The 18,174-nt window shown below is 35.5% G+C and carries 13 protein-coding genes and 1 tRNA gene; 9 read left to right on the top strand and 5 right to left on the bottom strand.

All coding sequences use genetic code 11. From position 1 onward, the window contains the following. Positions 1-206: 206 nt before the first annotated feature. From RHTP_RS09170 to RHTP_RS07975, 3 genes are all read right to left on the bottom strand, one after another. Entirely contained in the window at positions 207-3,062 is a 2,856-nt protein-coding gene (locus tag RHTP_RS09170) for a DUF4116 domain-containing protein (RefSeq protein ID WP_171005785.1), read from the bottom strand. A 246-nt stretch (positions 3,063-3,308) separates the two neighbouring features. Continuing rightward, positions 3,309-4,508 carry a phospho-N-acetylmuramoyl-pentapeptide-transferase gene (gene mraY / locus RHTP_RS07980; protein ID WP_138107594.1) on the bottom strand — a complete coding sequence of 400 codons (1,200 nt, stop codon included), beginning with the start codon at positions 4,506-4,508 and terminating at the stop codon, positions 3,309-3,311. A gap of 69 nt (positions 4,509-4,577) precedes the next feature. Next, a complete protein-coding gene (locus RHTP_RS07975; RefSeq protein WP_138107593.1) occupies positions 4,578-5,891 on the bottom strand; it encodes a UDP-N-acetylmuramoyl-tripeptide--D-alanyl-D-alanine ligase in 1,314 nt (437 codons plus the stop codon). 123 nt (positions 5,892-6,014) lie between these two features. On the opposite strand from RHTP_RS07975, the gene RHTP_RS07970 reads away from it, so the two are divergent. The 9 genes from RHTP_RS07970 (at position 6,015) to RHTP_RS07930 (ending at position 15,337) form a co-directional block, all read left to right on the top strand. Further along, positions 6,015-6,088 (top strand) — tRNA-Cys (locus tag RHTP_RS07970). 20 nt (positions 6,089-6,108) lie between these two features. Beyond that, positions 6,109-6,918: a 16S rRNA (cytidine(1402)-2'-O)-methyltransferase gene (gene rsmI, locus RHTP_RS07965; RefSeq protein WP_138107592.1), complete on the top strand. Its 810-nt coding sequence runs from the start codon at positions 6,109-6,111 to the stop codon at positions 6,916-6,918. A 76-nt stretch (positions 6,919-6,994) separates the two neighbouring features. Next, the gene (groL, locus tag RHTP_RS07960; protein WP_138107591.1) at positions 6,995-8,575 is read left to right on the top strand and encodes a chaperonin GroEL; all 1,581 of its coding nucleotides are present in this window, start codon (positions 6,995-6,997) and stop codon (positions 8,573-8,575) included. Between the two features lie 134 nt (positions 8,576-8,709). Further along, on the top strand, positions 8,710-9,054 hold the full coding sequence (locus RHTP_RS07955; RefSeq protein WP_138107590.1) for a hypothetical protein: 345 nt from the start codon (positions 8,710-8,712) through the stop codon (positions 9,052-9,054). 174 nt (positions 9,055-9,228) lie between these two features. Continuing rightward, positions 9,229-11,394 (top strand): hypothetical protein, encoded by a 2,166-nt coding sequence (locus RHTP_RS07950; RefSeq protein ID WP_138107589.1) that lies wholly within the window; start codon positions 9,229-9,231, stop codon positions 11,392-11,394. A 141-nt stretch (positions 11,395-11,535) separates the two neighbouring features. Continuing rightward, the gene (locus tag RHTP_RS07945; RefSeq protein WP_138107588.1) at positions 11,536-12,408 is read left to right on the top strand and encodes a metallophosphoesterase family protein; all 873 of its coding nucleotides are present in this window, start codon (positions 11,536-11,538) and stop codon (positions 12,406-12,408) included. Further along, positions 12,401-12,808, top strand: coding sequence for a YkgJ family cysteine cluster protein (locus RHTP_RS07940; protein ID WP_138107587.1), 408 nt, complete (start codon positions 12,401-12,403; stop codon positions 12,806-12,808). Before RHTP_RS07945 ends, RHTP_RS07940 begins: the two co-directional genes overlap by 8 nt. Before the next feature lie 13 nt (positions 12,809-12,821). Next, entirely contained in the window at positions 12,822-14,561 is a 1,740-nt protein-coding gene (locus RHTP_RS07935) for a phospho-sugar mutase (RefSeq protein ID WP_138107586.1), read from the top strand. Continuing rightward, the gene (locus RHTP_RS07930; RefSeq protein ID WP_138107585.1) at positions 14,558-15,337 is read left to right on the top strand and encodes an SDR family NAD(P)-dependent oxidoreductase; all 780 of its coding nucleotides are present in this window, start codon (positions 14,558-14,560) and stop codon (positions 15,335-15,337) included. The genes RHTP_RS07935 and RHTP_RS07930 overlap by 4 nt, the downstream gene beginning before the upstream one ends. A gap of 5 nt (positions 15,338-15,342) precedes the next feature. Here the strand turns inward: RHTP_RS07930 and RHTP_RS07925 are convergent, their stop codons facing one another. Beyond that, entirely contained in the window at positions 15,343-15,726 is a 384-nt protein-coding gene (locus RHTP_RS07925; protein ID WP_138107584.1) for a DoxX family protein, read from the bottom strand. 205 nt (positions 15,727-15,931) lie between these two features. Beyond that, positions 15,932-18,073, bottom strand: a complete 2,142-nt coding sequence (locus RHTP_RS07920; protein WP_138107583.1) for an HD family phosphohydrolase — start codon at positions 18,071-18,073, stop codon at positions 15,932-15,934. Positions 18,074-18,174 lie beyond the last annotated feature (101 nt).

The following is an 18,174-nucleotide window of genomic DNA, read 5'->3' as shown; positions in this document are numbered from 1 at the left end:
GTTAAGCGTTTCTAATCAATGGAACTGATAAACGGTGTATATATTATTAACCCCAGTTTTGGGTTTTTCTCTTTGATTTTAAAGTAGATAGGTACTCATTTGGTGATCTTAAATTGCGAATTTGCAATAGTTTGAACAAATGAGCAAAATCTAGATGAAAAATACTAGGTTCCAAGCAAGTTTAGAAATAGACAAATCATTTGTTATCAATATTTTAGATTGTGATTCTTATTGGATAAAAACCCAAAACTCAGGTTATTAGAACGAGCAAAAAGTTTAACTTCCTCTTCTTGCAAATCCTTGACAAATTGCATAGCTTCTTTATTCTGCCTTACCGCTGCTGCTGCAATTTTTCTATCTCTTTGTAAATCCTCAGAAGCAAATTGTAAAGACAAGCCATTCTTAGATACAGCAGCTAGTGTAACATCTCTGTCATTCTGTAAATCCTTGGAAGCAAATTTCAGCGCTAATCCATTGTTAGATACAGCAGCTAGTACAAGGGTTTTATTTGCCTTTAGAGTTCTAGTCTCCCATCTAGCACTAGTCAAATTATCCATTATATAGATATCTGCATATGCAAATTCTAGGGCCAATCCATTTTGCTCTACAGCAGCAAGGGCAATTTCCTTATCTACTCCAAAGCACCCAAAAAAGCTACCAAAGACGGTAAATAATTTTAAAACCAACCCATTCTGCTTGACAGCAGTTAGTGCAACTTTTCTATCTTTTTGTAATTCTTCAGAAGCAAACTGCATTGCAAATCCATTCTGCTCTACAGCAGCTAGTACAATTTCTTCATCTCCTCTTAGAAGATAGTCTCTTATACAACGAGGTACATCTGCTCGTTCTTCTACATAAACATGCTTTAAAGCCAAGCCGTTTTGTTTAACTGCGGCTAGTACAACTTCTCTATCATTTTGTAATTCCTTAGAAGCAAATTGTAGCGCTAACCCACTCTGTCTTACAGCAGAGAGAACCACTTCTTTATTGTTCTTTACATTTTCAGAAAATTCTAGAGCTAGTCCATTTTGAGCTATAGCAATAAGCACAATTTCTTCATTTCTTCTTAAGCCTTCATAAGCAAATTGTAGAGATGATCCATTTTGCCCTACAGCAGCAAGAACGATTTCTCTATTATTTTGATATTCAGGAGCTAATCGTAGAGCTAACCCATTCTGCTTTACAGAAGCAAAAACGATTTCTTTATCCTTTTTTAAACTCTGAGAAACAAATTCTAGATTTAATCCATTTTGCCCTACAGCAGCAAGAACGATTTCTTTGTCATTTTGCAAGATCTGAGAAAGAACTCTTAGACAATACCCATTTTTCTTTACGACCTCTAGCACAACATCTCTATGAGCAAATTGTAACGCTTCCATATTACTATTCCACATAGAAGATTTAGCATGCCACCCTATAGCAATTTCTACAACTTCTCTATCTTCTTGTAATTCCTTAGAAGCAAATTCTAGCGCTAACCCATTCTGCTCTACAGCAGCAATAACGATTTCTCTACTATTTTGAGGGTTTTGAGAAGCAAATTGCAAGGCTAGTCCATTCTGAACTATAGCAGTTTTTACAACTTCTCTATCATTTTGTAATTCCTTAGAAGCAAACTGTAGCGCTAACCCATTCTGCTCTACAGCAGCAAGAACGATTTCTTTACTATTTTGATATTTAGGAACTAACTGTAGAGCTAACGCATTCTGTCTTATAGCAGCGAGAATAATTTCTTCGTCTTGTAGTCTCTTAGAAGCAAATTGCAGCGCCAGCCCATTCTGCCTTACAGCAGCAAGGATGATTGCTTTGTTATTTTGATAGTTGGCAGCAAATTCTAGGGACAATCCATTCTCAGATACAGCAGCGAGAATAATTTCTTCGTCTTCTTGTAATTCCTTAAAAGCATACTGCAGAAATAAACCATCTTTCTTCACAAAAGCAAGCATAATTTCTCTATCTTGAAAGATTTTATCCTCAGAGACAAATAGTTCTCCTGAAGGAATTACTCCCGTACCAAGCACTGGTGCAATATACTTCAATATAAAAGAGGCATTCTGGTTTAAAGCAGCAAGCATAACTTCTTTATCTCTCTTTAAATCATTAGAAGCAAAAACAAAGGCAATTGCATTCTGTTTTACAGCAGCTAGCACACTTTCTTTATCGCTTTTTAGAGACTCAGGGAAAAAATGTAGTAACGTACCATCTTTTTTCAAAGCAAGGAGTATTATTTCTTTAGAAACGCACTGCAAAGTCTTTAGATTTTCATTAACAGCAGTAAACGCTGCATCTATAAGAACATCTACAACATATTCATCATTCTGCAGGTCTTTATGAGCATATTGCAACGCCAGTCCATTCTGCTCTACAGCAACTAGCACAACCTCTTTATCTTCTTGTAAAGACTTAGAAATATATCGCAGTAACATACCGTCTTCTTTCAAAACAAGGAGCACCACTTCTTTAGAAGCGTACTGCAAAGCTTTTGGGTTCTGCTTCTGAGCAGCATCTACAACCTCTTTGTCTTTGCGCAAATCATAACAAGCATACTGTAAAGCCAAGCCATTCTGCCCTACAGCAACTATTACAAGCTCTTTGTCTTTTTTCAGGTTATAATCAACATGCTCTAAGGCTAATCCATTCTGCCCTACAGCAACTAGTACAGCATCTTTGTCTTTGCATAAATCATAGTCGCCATTCTTTAGAACCAGTCCATTTTCCTTAAGAGCCTTAAGGACAATCTTTTTTCCGTTGGGTAGATTTTTATAAGTAAAATTTAAGGCAAATTTTTTACCATAATATATCCTGTACTCATATACACTTTGTTTTATAGCATGAAGCACAACATCTTCACGAACAAATCGCAAGCCGTATATGCCATCCTTTAGAGCAGAACATAATGTTTTACTAGGAGTGAGCCAAATGGCTATTCTATATATAAGAGGTATGCATAGAAGAGTAATTTTTGCGGTTAATCCAAAAACTTTTATGAGATGGACACATCTATTTTTAAGAGATGAATCAGAACTAAAGACTTCTTTTGTAGATTCAAAAGCTGATGACATGTCTTTTTTTGCTAATGCATAACAAAAGAGACTACATTCAATCTCATGTATTATTAAACTTTCCAGCCCATTAATTATTAGAGACATTTGTTTACATAAATTAAAATTTAATATGGAAATTATAACATAATTTAGGTTTTATTTATAATAGAATAATTTTTATGTGTTTTTAATTATTATTTAAATGTTTAATTTGATTGCAAAACATAATTAAAAGATAGCAGGATGCCTCTGTTATTTCTAAATCTACTGAAATTTCAAGGAAGCTAGCCCTAATAATGCTAAAATCAAACCAATAATCCAAAAGCGAATAACCACTTTTGTCTCAGGCCAGCCTTTGTATTCAAAATGATGATGAAGAGGGGTACATAGAAAAATACGTTTGCGGTTGCGCAATTTGTAGCTTCCTACCTGTAGGATCACAGAGAGGGTTTCTGCAACAAATATTCCTCCAACTAAAGCTAAAAGCAGCTCTCTTCGTAACAAAACAGCACAAAAGCCAATGATCCCTCCAAGAGATAATGAGCCGATATCCCCCATAAACACCTGAGCCGGGAACCCATTATACCATAAAAAGCCAAGCGTTGCGCCAATAACAGCAAACAGGTAGATGGCTATTTCTCCACTTTGTTCGATGTATAAAATATTTAAGTAGCGAGCCATTTCCTTATTATTTGATAAAAAAGCAACGATCCCCAATACAACCGCTACCATAATCAGGCACCCTGAAGCTAAGCCATCTAATCCATCTGTTAAATTCACCGCATTAGAAGAGCCGGTGATCACAAATACACTTAAGAAAATCCCCAGTAATAAGCTTAAACCCGTTAGCTTAAATAGGGGTTTTTTGATAAAAGGAACAAAATAATAGCCCATGTATTGCTGTGTATTTAATACTTTCCATTCTCCTTCTGTTTTGTTTTTTTTTACCCATTCTTTGGCAATAGGTGGGCGCAAGAGGCCTTCTTGTGTAAACTGAGGGATGTATAGGTAACTACAAATTCCCAAGGTAATCAATAGCTGCATGAGAAATTTGGTGCGAGCTTTCATCCCTTTAGAATTTTTTAACTTCATTTTTAAATAATCATCGATTCCACCTATAACGGCTAAACCCAAAGTAAGTAAGCACAGCATAAGGGTAAAGCTACTTTTCCAATCCATCCACAAAACAAGGGAAATTAATGCTGAAAATAGAAGAAAAATACCTCCCATGGTTGGGGTGTCTTTTTTTTTCTGATGAAGCTCTGCTAAAAGAGGACAATCTTCTACACGAATCGACTGGCCTGTTTTTAAGGCATAAAGCCGTCTGATACAGTAAGGACCTATCCAAATAGCGCATAGCAAAGAAGTCAACGCTGCTAGCATCATCCGAGTGGATGAATAGGCAAAAACTGAATGTAATGGAATTCCTAAACTACTTAAATATTGATAAATTAAAAGAATCACAGATGCACTCTTAAGTTTGTTCTTTGAAGTGAAAGTTATCTTAAGCTAGAAGAGGAAAACATCGCAATCCTAATCCAAAATGCGCCATAATTGATGAGAATTTGCGCCTTTAATCAAAACAACATCTCCTTGCTCTGCAAGAGCATGTACAGCTTTGTATAGGTCTTGAAAATCATGACATAGGTAAGCTTTGCGCTTATTCTTAATAAATAATTCTACCATTAAAGAACAATCTTCTCCTAAACAAAGCAATATATCGGTTACTTCTAAAGCGTATTTAGCCACTTCTAAGTGACACTCTTCTGTAAACTCTCCGAGCTCTTTCATATCCCCTAGCACAGCAATGGTCTTTCCCTTAGGTTTTGGCAAAGACTTAAAAGCCGCTTTCATGGAAGACAAGCTGGCATTATAAGAGTCGTCAACAAATATAATCCCCTTTTTTTCTACGATAGTAAATCGATGGGGAATAGTTTTAAGTTGTTTGGTTTTCTCTATGATCTTTTTCCAACAAACGCCAAATTCTCTAGCAATCAGAGCAGCACCACAAAAATTTTCCCATAGATGCTCTGCTTGAAAAGGCAGAGAAAAAAAAGAAGAGCACTCAGTTTTTTCTATCAAACAAAACTTCTTCCCATGAGCTTGCAAATGGAGATCTAATCCTTCAGATAGACCATAATTTTTTTTTGGAATTAAGCAGTTTTTAATAGCGGAAAAATTTTCTACATTAGGTCCTAATATAGCAAGGCGGGTTTTGCTGGAGGATAAAATTTCAGCCTTTGCTTGAGCAATGGATTCCAATCCTTCTGGAAAATAAGCGCTATGAGCTAAACCTATATTGGTAATTACAGCGATCTCTGGAGGAGCAATCGATACAAGTTTAGCAATTTGCCCTTTTTGACTCATCCCCATTTCCACGACAAAGATATCAGCTTCTCTATCTGCATTTAATAAAGATAGAGGTAATCCTATTCGAGAATTGGCATTGCCCGGGGTTTTTGCAACTCTAAATTGTACTGATAAAAGCGTTGCAATAAATTCTTTAATGGTTGTTTTTCCCACTGAGCCAGTAACAGCAATAACACGAGTATTTCTCTTTGAAAATAAAACCTGTGCCAAAAGATGTAATGCATCCATCACATCTTCTACAGCTAATAGAGATAAACCGTAGCTTGGCCCTCTATACTGCTTGGATATAATAGCTGTTACTGCGCCTTTTTTTGCTACTTCTCCCAAAAAAACATGCCCATCCACCCTATCTCCAGGCAGAGCAAAAAACAGATCGCTCGGTTGAATTAACCTGCTATCTTGACGAAACCCCCGTATGGCAGTTACATTGGAGGAACATATGCCTAAATAAGCTGCAATTTCTTTACAAGTATACATTTGTATGAAAGAGTAACTAAATGAAGATTTTAATCATTAAAAAAACTTGCCCCTTGCTGCCTTATGATAAAATTTCGATTGACCCTTTTATACTTAATGCAGCATAATTTTTGGCAATTCCAAGGTGGTATAGCCAAGTGGCCTACGGCGGGAGCCTGCAAAGCTCTTATTCCCCAGTTCGAATCTGGGTGCCACCTTTCATTCTTATTAAAAAACCATGTTATATGTAGTTTCAACTCCTATTGGTAACTTAAAAGATTTTTCCTTTCGCGCACTTGATGTACTTAAAGAATGTGACTATATCTTATGCGAAGACACCCGCCATAGCCAAATCCTCTTAAATCATTACTCGATCAAAAAACCTCTGAAAAGTTTCCATCGTTTTAATGAAAGGATGCGCTTAGAAAATATTTTAGAAGATTTAGCAAATGGGAAAAATATAGCACTCATTTCCGATGCAGGAACTCCTGCCATCTCAGATCCTGGTCTACAACTTATCTCTGAGTGTCGTCAAAAAAAAATCCCCATGACAACAATCCCAGGAGCTTGTGCTTTAATTGCTGCTCTTTTGTTATCTGGCTTTTCATCTACCATTTTCCAATTCCTAGGCTTTGTTCCTAAAAAAGAAAAAGAAAGATCTCTCATCCTCAAGACAGCATTAGAATATAGAGGAACTAGCATCTTCTATGAGACTCCTCATCAAATACAAAAAACCCTATCTCATTTACAAAAACTAGATAATACAAGGCTTCTTTGTATTGTAAGAGAAGCAACTAAGCTGTATGAAGAGAGTTTATTTGGAGAGGCTAGTAGTTTACTCGATCATTTTCAAACACATATCCCTCGTGGAGAAATCGTCTTATTAATTTCAGAAAACCCACAAGAGTGCTGTTTAACAGGTGATGTCATTTCGCATATAAACATACTGCAAGAAGAGCTAAATCTTAGTCGCTCTGAAGCTATTAAAATAGTAGCCAAATTACACCAGCTCCCTAAAAGGGAAATTTACAAAGAAGACCTTAGCTGACAACTCATTGCGAAATAAGTTTTTTCTTCCTATACTTCTTCTTATCAGAAATAATCATTTTAACTAGGAGATCATTATGTCAACGCCTAAGGAACTTATTTTTGCAGAAGAAGCAAGAAATAAATTACTCGAAGGAATAGATCAACTCGTAGACGCTATTTGTAATACATTAGGGCCTAAAGGAAGCAATGTGGCTATAGAATCCTCTTGGGGAGCTCCTAGTATTACTAATCATGGAAACAATATAGTTAAGGAAATTGAGCTAAAAGATCAATACACAAATATGGGGATTGCTTTAGCTAAAGAGAGCGCTGCAAAAATGAAAGACCTCTGCGGGGATGGGATAACCACCAGTTTGATTTTACTACGCGCCATTGCAAAAAATGCTGCTAAACAAATTACATCAGGATCAAGCCCTGTTCATTTAAAGCGAGGAATAGAAAAAGCACTTGATGCCCTTTTACATGATTTGAAGACAAATGCTATTATCATTCAAACACAAAAAGAAATACAAAATATAGCAACAACCTCTGCTTCAGGAGATGAAACTATTGGAGCTCTTATTGCAGAAGCTATTGAAAAAGTAGGGAAAAATGGTGTTATTACTATAGAAGAGAGCAAAGGAATTCATACAACGATTGAAATAGCTAAAGGGATGCAATTTGACCGCGGCTATATTAGTTCCTCTTTTTGCACAAAAGAAGATACATTATGCGCAAAGCTACATAACCCTCGAATTTTAGTCACAGATAAAAAAATCTCATCCGCTCAAGAAATCCTTCCTATTTTGCAATCCATTGCCACCTCTTCTTCTGAATTATTGATTATTGCAGAAGATGTTGAAGCAGATGCTCTTTCCACACTAGTGATCAATAAGCTAAAGGGCATTATTAAAGTTAGTGCAGTAAAGGCGCCTAGTTTTGGGGATAACCGCCATGAAATGCTCAAAGATATTGCTGTACTAACAGGTGCTAAGTTTATTTCAAAAGAAACCGGTTTGTCTTTAAAAGATGCAACTTTTGAGCATCTAGGCTCTGCGGAAAAAGCTATTGTAAGCAAAGATAAAACAATAATCATCACAGACGAAAATAGAAGTGAAGAGATAAAAGTACGTGTCAGGCAGATTGAGTTAGAAATTGCAGAAGCTATTTCTTACAACAAAGAAAAATTAGAAGAGCGTAAAGCTAAGTTGACAAGCGGAGCTGCGATCATTCGTGTAGGGGGTATTATTGAAACAGAAGCCAAACAAAAACAACAAATATTTAAAGACAGTCTCAATTCCACAAGAGCTGCGATTGATGAAGGAGTTGTTATTGGAGCAGGAATTGGACTTTTAAGGGCTAGTCGCAATGTACACATAACTTTAAGCAATGAAGAAAATATCGGAGCGCAGATTTTGATCCAAGCTTGCGAAGCGCCTCTTAAACAAATTATTATTAACAACGGACTCGATAGCGCTGTTGTTTTTAATGAAATTCTAAACAAAGAGCCACAATTTGGGTTGAATGCTGTAACAGGAAAAGTAGAGAATCTTTTAAAAAGCGGTGTCGTTGACCCATTGAAGGTTTTAAGATCTGCTCTACAATGCGCTGTATCAACAGCCATTCTTATTCTTTTCTCAGAAATTTTGATTGGCAGTGCTCCTGAAAAGGACTAAAAAAATTTACTTAAGCCTAGGTTTCTTAAGACCTAGGTTAGTTTTCTATAAAAAAGCGGGTTATAAATTGAAAATAAATAAATTAAAAAATAGAGTAAACATTTAAGAGCAATAGATGAATTCAAGGCTAATATATGAAAGATCAACTCTCCTTAAAAAATCGTAAAAAACAAAGAAAAGAAATACGCTCTGCTCAAAAAATCCCCCTCATTCAAGACAACACTCCTGTAAAAACCCCTAAAAAAATCATGCAAAAAAGAAAAGAATTAATGGATTCTTTTACAAGACACATGAAAATCAAGAAGGCCAGGCATAATACCAAGAACTCTAAACGTACAACGCCAGGAATTGGCATTACAACAACCGATGCTCAACCAGCACACACTCATATTGAAGGTGCTCGTTGGATAAAAACAACTATCAAACAAAATCTTGCCCAACAAAAGATTTTAAATCGCAATGGCGCTAAAAAAAAATAATATTTAAGTCTTTTATCTTAAAGTGCTCTAGGTCTTCTCTTTATGTGTAAGTCAGTTATTTTTAATCAAAAAAACCCTTTTATTCATACTAATTACTGATTTTTATTATTTATTTGTAATTTAAAACAAATTTAATTATAATTATAATATTAAAAAAAATATACAGTTTCATAAATGGCTATTCAAAACATCGAAGACTTTTCTACAGGATTTGGATTAAGCTCGGCCTTAATATCAAACTGGGCAACATTATCGGAATATAAAGCAGGGAAAATTCACCTATTTTATGAAACATTAGTCAGATACGCAATAGTCGACAATTCTCTGACGTTCACCAAGATAGTTTTAGAGAAATTAGCGTATGTTCGAATTGTAGAGCAATTACAATCAAAGCCTATAAAATGGGCTATTCGTCTCACACCTATTGCTTTAGGTTATTTGAAAGGCCAAACTCAAAAAACCTATCCCTTACTTGCAAAAAGCCTGGCTTATTTAGAAAGTTGTGCGGAAAAAGCTGCTTACGCTGCCTTTATTATTGGATCTATTGCTCTAGTGCGATTTGGTCATCTTTCTATAGGCTCTTCTGCCCTATCGACACTTGTATTTAATCAAATAATTAGCAGTAGTTTTGCTAAATCTTATCTTCCTTTGCTTGATAAAGTAGATTCCGTTTTTAAAATATATGCTAACCCTCTTTTAGGACTAGTGGGTGTTGCTATAGGCGGAAGCTATCTAACTATTGGCTACGCTCTGTTTAGTCTTACTCTTATGATTCATGCGTCACTTACTAAACCAACTTATACCATTCAAAAACCTCAGGCAAATACAAAAGGTTCTTCATCAAATCAGTTAACTTTAGAGAAATGGGATCAATTTAACACTAAGGCAGAAAAAACATATTTAACAATTAATCGAGAAAGAATCCCTAATATTTCCCTTCCTCAATTGAACGAAAATATCGATGCTAGGCAATCTATTTTAGATATTCTGAAAGGTTTGCCCAAAGATTTACAAACAAATCTTATCTCTAGAATTAATGATCTCCCAAGGCTAACCAAAATACAAACATTTGAGGAAGCAAATTTGGAAGCAACAAGCTATTTAGATACATTAGTTTCTTTTACAAAAGAGCGCTCTGATCCTATTTGGAATACCCTATTACAACAATCTTGTTTGATATTACAACAACTTAATAACAGCCCAGACAAACAGCTTTCAGGCATTAAAGAGCTTCTTTTTGGAACTGAAGGACAATGCGAGGTTGCTCAGCAACGAAATCTGATTTCAGGATTCTTAAAGCTCTCTGAAGCTAATCAAACTACAGTAGATGCATTAGAATTAAACTTTAACTTTAGCTTAGAAACTTTACTTAGCGAAAACTTTCGTTATTTTCTACAAGCAAGCTTTGAGCAAGGTTTTCTTGCACTAGAAAAAGCAAAGATGCGTCCTCTTGTTAACCCTCTAAGAGTTTTTATTGACTTAACAGATATGCACACTTATCAAAGATATGAGAAATTTTATGGTCCTCATTTTGGCATCAAACCTTTTGCTAAAGATCTTGTTGCTGAGTCCTCAAGTATAGACTTGATGAGAAATCCCTTTTTTTATCTATTTACGAAGTACGTGTTTAAACTTAATACAAAAAATAGTTCAAAGATTTATTTTGCAACACAACTACAAAAAATCACCCCTTGGTTACGCAATCAAATTACGCTCGGGCAATCTTTTAATCCAAATGATATTAATACATGGTTTATGAAGTGGATTGGGCGTCTACCCGACGGTGAAGAAAAGAATCAACTTATCGAGGAATTCGCAGAACATGGAACAATTGCAGGCTACAAAGTTTGTAATATGTATTCTGGCGATATAGAGCCTATAGCTTTAATCGCCTTCTTATATGGGATGGATGTATTCACAGATTCAACCACTTTAACCATTTTGCAACAAGCATCCATAAAGGATCTTATAGAGGGTCTAGAACCAGACTTTAATTTACAAGTAAGGGCTTTTGAAAAAGATCTAAATGATTTAGATGCTATTGGTATTGAAAACCCCTCTTTGGCAAAAATACGTTTAGTCGGTTATCTATTTTCCTCAGAGGATTCTTCCCAAAAGAAAAGGAAAGAATTCATGGATTCACTAAAGTTTAGTGAAATATGTAATATATCTATAGATGAACAGAATCAACTAACAGGCCCTTGGGAAAATAGAGCAAAAAAATTAAAAGAAAAATTCGATAACTTAGATTATGCAACTGGGACTAATTTAGGGAATCACTTATACAACCTAATAGGTCTTAAAAATTTAAATTTAAGCTCTGAAATTCTGTTTATATAACTCGAAATGCATTTCTACTGGTCTTAAAGAACATCGGATAAATTACTATGCAGAAATATTTTGCTCATTTGTATTTTTAGTTTTATAGAGAAGAATTCTAAAGATCTGTTAATCTAATGACTAAAGTATTTCAGGATTGCTATGATTCGCTGCGCTCATATTTCAGATCTGCATTTTGCCAAACCCTCTTGGAAAATCAATCAATTCTTTTCTAAGAGATGGATAGGAAACGCCAATTTTTATCTACGTAGACGTTCCCAATTTTGTTTTGAAAATATACAAGCACTTCCCTTACTTTTTAAACAGCTAGGTGTTTCTAAGGTGCTGATTACAGGGGACCTAACTACTACCTCTGATGAAAAAGAATTTTTAATGGCACAGGCCTTTATTCAAAGACTAGAGGAACAAGGTCTTTTAGTAGTACTTCTTCCAGGTAATCATGACCAATATACAAAAACCGCTTTTGCCCGCAAAACCTATTACCATTTTTTCCCATCTTGCTTTTCTGAATCTACGTGCAATTTAAAAGATGACGGTCTAACAATTGTTGAGATAGGAAACAAATGGTCTGCTATTGTTCTAGATACCGCTATAGCTACACCTCCTCTTGCGTGCTATGGTTTTTTTTCAGAAGAGCTAGAAGAGAGGCTAAAGCAAGCTTTAAAACAAATAGCAGAAAATCATAGTGTATTGATTTTGAATCATTTTCCTCTAATTTACAATGAGACTCCTGAAAAAGGTCTTAAGCGCTCAGAGGCTTTATGTGATCTCATTAAGGAATTTCCTCAGGTTAATTTATACCTACACGGACATACCCATCGTCATTGTATTGCAGATCTTAGACAAAGCGGTTTGCCTATCATTTTAGATAGTGGGTCTATTATAGAAAAAAAAACCGGATCTTGGAATTTGATTGAATTGCATGAAAAAGAATTTTGGGTCGAGGGCTTTAAAATAATTAATAGAAAATGGCAACCTACTTCTCGCTCCTATTTTAAGGTTAACAATGTCTGAAAAATGGTATAAGGAAGGTCTGCGTTTTAGTTGTACAGGGTGCGGTAAATGTTGCACAGGCTCTCCTGGATATGTATGGGTAAGTGATAGCGAAGTAAAAGAGATCGCGCAATTTTTACGGATCAGTTTTGAAGAGTGTATAAAAAAATATACCCGTAAAGTGGCAGGACGATTATCACTTTTAGAAGATTACCGCAGCTATGACTGTGTATTTTTAAAAGATAAGAGCTGCCAGATTTATTCTTCTCGACCTAAACAATGCCGCAAATTTCCTTGGTGGCCAGAAAATCTAAAAACAAAAAAAGATTGGGAAGAAGAGGCTATACGCTGTGAAGGAATAAACCGTGCCGATGCGCCTTTGATCTCTTTTGGAGAAATAGAAAAACAATTAGACTCTTAAAAAGCGGTGATACATGGCAATTCCGGCAGATATTCAAAAACGCGCTGAGGCTTGGCTAAATAGCCCTTTTGATCCTGATACGCAAAATCAAGTACGTTTGCTCATGCAAAAACCGCAAGAGCTCATCGATGCTTTTTTTTGTGATCTTTCTTTTGGAACAGGCGGTATGCGAGGACTAATGGGAGTAGGAACCAATCGTCTAAACATCTATACCATTCAAAGAGCTACCCAAGGTCTAGCAAATTACCTAAATCAACAAAAAAAAACAGGAAAAGTTGTCATTGGATTTGATAGCCGACATCATTCTAAAGAATTTGCAGAAGAAGCCGCAAAAGTACTTGCCGCTAATCAAATTCAAGTCTTTTTAATCAATGAACTAAGACCAACTCCCTATATCTCATTTGCTTGTCGTTTTATGCAAGCAGATGCTGCTATTATGATTACCGCTTCTCATAATCCTGCTCAATACAACGGGTATAAAGTTTATTGGAGTGATGGCGGTCAAGTTGTACCTCCACATGATACAGGCATCATGCAAGAAGTAGAAAAAATATCGCAACCTTCACAAATTCATTTAAGCAACCTTTCTAATCCAGTCATCCAACAAATCGGAAATTCTTTAGACCAACCTTATTTACAAGCAATAGCTCCTCTACAGGTTTTTCCCGAGCAAGACCATCAAACAGGTAAAGATCTGAAGATTACCTACACAAGCCTGCACGGTACTGGTAGCACTATCGTGCCTCAAGCTTTAACACAGTGGGGTTTTGATCAAATCTATCTAGTCAAACAACAGTGCCAACCCGACGGCTCTTTCCCCACTGTTGCTTTTCCAAACCCTGAGTATAAAGAAACATTTACAATGGGTCTAAAATATATGCTAGATACTAAATCTGATCTCTTAATTGCAACAGATCCCGATGCAGATCGGATAGGCATTGCGGTTTTACACCATAATAAACCTACCTTACTTGATGGTAACCAAGTAGCAGCTATTTGCGCAGACTACCTGTGCGAAGTATTGAGTTTAGAGCATAAAATGCCAGCTAGAGCAGCGATTGTTACAACTATTGTTTCAACGCAGCTCTTAAAAAGCATTGCAAAGCGACATAAGATTGCCTATAGGGAAGTTCTCACTGGATTTAAATATATTGGTGAACTAATTCATAAGTGGGAAAAATCTCAAGAAAGCTATCATTTCCTATTTGGCGCTGAGGAATCTTACGGCTATTTAATAGGCACTCACGCAAGAGATAAAGACGCTATTGTCATGTCTTGTTTAATTGCAGAAATTGCGCTCTATGCAAAAAGACAGAACCAAACCCTTCAAGATCGTTTAGAAAAGATTTATCAAACATATGGTCTTTTTCAAGAAAAGCAATTTTCTATGGATTTTGCGCCCGGTAAGGAAGGCATGGAAAAGATTGAGGAAATAATGCAGCACTTAAGACAAAATCCTCTTAAGACAATTGCTGGAATAGATGTGCTCTATATAGAGGACTATCAAAAAAGAATACGTTTTACATTAGAACCCAAGAAAGAAGAAGCTCTAGAGCTGCCCTCTTCTAATGTATTAGTGTTTGGATTAAAAGATCAGAGTCGCTTAATTATACGCCCCTCAGGAACAGAGCCTAAAATAAAAATATACCTATCTACTCATTTAGATTCTTATTCTTCATTAGAACAAGGAATTGATCAATGTCAAACTCATTTAAATACTCTTCTAACCAGCTTTAAGCAATTTATCGTATGAATTATGTTTTAGCTCTAGTCACTGGGGCCACATCTGGGTTAGGAAAAGCTTTATGCCATGCATTAGCTCAAAAAAACATCTCTTTAATTGCAGTTGGTAGAAACATCCAAAAATTACAACTTCTTGCCAAAGAAATACAAACACCAATTCGAATTGTGCAAGTGGATTTGAGCCAAACCAATCAAAGAGCTTCTCTTATTGCACTGATTCAAGAGCTTTGTCCTGATCTGGTGATTAATAATGCAGGATTTGGTTTATATGGCTCTGTTGTAGAACAACCTTTAAAACTAGCACAGGAAATGATCCAAGTAAACATACAGGCTGTTATGGAATGTTCCATAGAAGCAGCTTCAGCTCTAAAAAAAGCTAAAAAGCCAGGGTTGATCTTAAATGTTTCATCCGCCGCTGCTTTTTTTTCCTATCCTAATTTTTCTATATACGCAGCTAGTAAAGCCTTTGTCTATCACTTTTCAGAAGCTCTAGACATAGAGCTATCTGCTTATCATATTCGCGTACTTACCGTCTGTCCTGGACAAATAGCAACCGATTTTCGTAAAAAAGCCTCTCAAAACTTTCCTCAAAAACCAGATCATCTTACCCTATCTTGTAAAAAAGCAGTACGCTTGATCCTTAAACAAATAAGACAAGGAAAAAGAGTACAAATCATCGATCTAAGATATCGCTTGATGATTTTCTTGAGCCATTTTATTCCTAAGAATTTTTTATTACCTTATCTACAAAAATCTCTCAGTAAAAGGTACAAAAAAAATCCTTAAAAGCTTTACCTCTTCAAACTTAAAGGTCCTGATCCAAAATGCGTAATGAGTAAAGCAGCGCCTAATAGAGCGGTATTTTTCATAAACATCGCTTGCTGCATATCATGCATCATGGGATTTGAGATCATCCAAAACTTGTGCATCATATAAGTAACAGGAACTAAAAAGATCACTAATAGCCAAGCTCCATAACGCGCTTTATAACCTAAAAGGATGCTTAATCCTCCTACAAGAGCTAATAAGCCTGAAAAAGGCACAAGTATATCTGCAAATAATACACCTTGACTCGCAGCAAAGTTTATAGTTTTAGCGGTAAAATGCCCAAAAGAGGCTAAAATAAAAATGGCAGAGTAAAATACTCTACCCAATAACACGAGATATTTTTTAATAGACCCTTCCTTATCTTAAAATAGTTTTCGTTCTAAAATAAAAAAAAATTGTTAATTAGTAAATAGAAAATCAGGTTCCTTAGTTTGAAAAAAAATCTATAATCGAGCTTGTTTGCAGCTTTTTTACCTTGGAAAAAATAAGCCGTAAATAAGCAAATGTCGATTTGCAGATTGATCCCATAGTAAGGAATCTACCTTTAAGACACTAGGTTTTGATTCTAGAGGGATATTTAATACGCAGATGACGTGTAACAATTAAAGACTTAATGATCGCTCTTTTTACTTTTCCTAACTCTTCAAATGTTAATTGAGATTCATTAAATTGCCCATCCTCTGCTTTTTCATCTATCAACTTATCAATCATATCGGTAATAGATTCTTCTGTAAGCTCTTCCATAGAGCGAGAAGCCGCTTCTATCGTATCAGCAATCATAATGATTGCTGATTCTCTAGTACGCGGTTTAGGACCTGGGTAGCGAAAAAGCTTTTCATTCACTTTATTAGTATCACTACCCATTTGTTCCATTTGCTTACAATAAAAATAGTAAACCATTGTTGTTCCGTGATGCTCTCGAATAATATCGATAAATCCTTGTGGAAGATGGTGTTTACGAGCTAATGCTTCCCCTTCTGGCACATGAGCAATAATTACCTGCGTTGATTCCATAGGAGTGAGTAGTTGATGGATATTAAACCCTCCAAACTGATTTTCTGTAAAATAATGAGGGTTAAACAACTTACCAATATCATGATACAGAGTAGCCACCCTGCAAAAAAGTCCATTAGCACCAATTGATCTAGCTCCTGCTTCTGCTAAATGCCCTACAACTAAACAATGCTGATATGTTCCTGGTGCTTCTAAACTCAAGCGATGTAATAATTCATGATTAGGGTCCATATACTCCATTAAACTCATGTCTGTTGTTACATGGAATAAGCTTTCTAAAATAGGTAATAGAGCAACGGTAAGAATAGCAATTGCACATAAAAATACAAAACAGCTCATTACATCTGAAATTAAGTTAAATCCCCATAAAGCATTTTTAGCTAAATTCAAACCAAGTATAGGTAAAAGAATAGATAACCAAACTTTGCCAAAAACAGAAAATATTTGTTTCCTCTTATGTAAATTATGCGTAAATAAAACAGTGGTAATTATCGCAATGAAATTGATTAAAATAAAAGGGACATAATTTACCGCTAGAACAGCTGAAAATAAAAATAAAAGACATAAGGAAATGATCAAGGCTAGTTGGGTTTCAAACAAAATACATATTAATATAGAGGCAAAAGGCACTAAAATAGGAATACGAGCAACTTCAATCAAATGATTTTCTTCAGAGAGCAGCAAATGCTCAACTAAGGAAGAAAAAATTAAAGTCATAATAAAAATTAATACTAAAAGAGATAATTTACGCACTGATTGTAAAATATCGTGGTAGAAAATATTTAAGAAAGCAATGACTGAAATCAATAAGGAAAGTGCTACTAAAAAGCTACTTAACAATGTCTTAAAAGCCCATAGATCTCGAGATTCTGTTAACGCATGCTTCATAGATTTTAACATGGTTAGATGACGCTGAGAAACTCTTTCCCCTATCTTAATAATTTGACTTCCTGGTTCAATGTGAGTATATCGCGGAATCACTCGATCTTGAATACTGTGTTTGATACTGCGCTCTAAAGAAAGATCTTCTTGAAAAAGCCAAAACTGTTTAGAAAATTGTGCAAGAATAAAATCAATTGCCTCTGAGTTTAAATGACCAATCTCCTTTAGCCGCTCTTGTAGTTTCTCCCAAAACCGCTCAGGCAGAAGCTGCTGCTCTTCTATGTTCTCTTTAGCTAAAGAAAGAACAGAAATTCCTTTAGTGGGGATATCAAGCCCGTGCATTTTATTTAAGGTACGCTGATCAGTAAAATGCGCCTGAATTAAAATCTCTTCTAATCGATCTAAAACGGTATAAAGATTTTCAAAAGTGCTTTTACTTAATTTAGAACGCCAATTTGGATTTTGAATTAAAGAAAGCTCTAATTCTTTGCGATAGCTGCGGATTTGGTTTTCATCTATGCGATAGAAGGAACCAATATCTCTCACTGCCTCTTGTTTTAGCATTCTTGTGGCTTCAAGATCTGGAAAATCAAAAGCGATTTGGGCGCTTACATAGCGGGGAGCTAGACTGCCAACTTCAGGTAAATCAATTAAAACTTCTCGGTTATTAATGAAAAAAGCCAAAGAAATGAGCAAGAGTAAAAACAGGATAAAGCGTTTAGCAAAATCATGGCCTTTAAACCACTTTCGCCATCCGCGTGAGTCTAATTGGTTTTCTTCAATTTCTGCTTCTTGCATAAGGGGTTTAAGCTTTGAAAACTCCCTTTGAACTTATCTTTTCCATTATAACAGATTCTTAGCAATTAATAACTATCTTTTCTAGAGATAAAAATTATTTT

This window comes from Candidatus Rhabdochlamydia sp. T3358 (genome assembly GCF_901000775.1).
GTDB lineage: Bacteria > Chlamydiota > Chlamydiia > Chlamydiales > Rhabdochlamydiaceae > Rhabdochlamydia.
Note: the sequence above shows the minus strand (reverse complement) of the source record. Positions and strands in the feature narration are given on the sequence as shown.

What these genes read in the sequence shown, in the direction of transcription:
- RHTP_RS09170 (WP_171005785.1), bottom strand. Translation starts at nt 3,062, where the DNA reads ATGTCATCAGCTTTTGAATCTACAAAAGAAGTCTTTAGTTCTGATTCA.
- RHTP_RS07975 (WP_138107593.1), bottom strand. Translation starts at nt 5,891, where the DNA reads ATGTATACTTGTAAAGAAATTGCAGCTTATTTAGGCATATGTTCCTCC.
- rsmI (WP_138107592.1), top strand. Translation starts at nt 6,109, where the DNA reads ATGTTATATGTAGTTTCAACTCCTATTGGTAACTTAAAAGATTTTTCC.
- groL (WP_138107591.1), top strand. Translation starts at nt 6,995, where the DNA reads ATGTCAACGCCTAAGGAACTTATTTTTGCAGAAGAAGCAAGAAATAAA.
- RHTP_RS07955 (WP_138107590.1), top strand. Translation starts at nt 8,710, where the DNA reads ATGAAAGATCAACTCTCCTTAAAAAATCGTAAAAAACAAAGAAAAGAA.
- RHTP_RS07950 (WP_138107589.1), top strand. Translation starts at nt 9,229, where the DNA reads ATGGCTATTCAAAACATCGAAGACTTTTCTACAGGATTTGGATTAAGC.
- RHTP_RS07945 (WP_138107588.1), top strand. Translation starts at nt 11,536, where the DNA reads ATGATTCGCTGCGCTCATATTTCAGATCTGCATTTTGCCAAACCCTCT.
- RHTP_RS07940 (WP_138107587.1), top strand. Translation starts at nt 12,401, where the DNA reads ATGTCTGAAAAATGGTATAAGGAAGGTCTGCGTTTTAGTTGTACAGGG.
- RHTP_RS07935 (WP_138107586.1), top strand. Translation starts at nt 12,822, where the DNA reads ATGGCAATTCCGGCAGATATTCAAAAACGCGCTGAGGCTTGGCTAAAT.
- RHTP_RS07930 (WP_138107585.1), top strand. Translation starts at nt 14,558, where the DNA reads ATGAATTATGTTTTAGCTCTAGTCACTGGGGCCACATCTGGGTTAGGA.
- RHTP_RS07920 (WP_138107583.1), bottom strand. Translation starts at nt 18,073, where the DNA reads ATGCAAGAAGCAGAAATTGAAGAAAACCAATTAGACTCACGCGGATGG.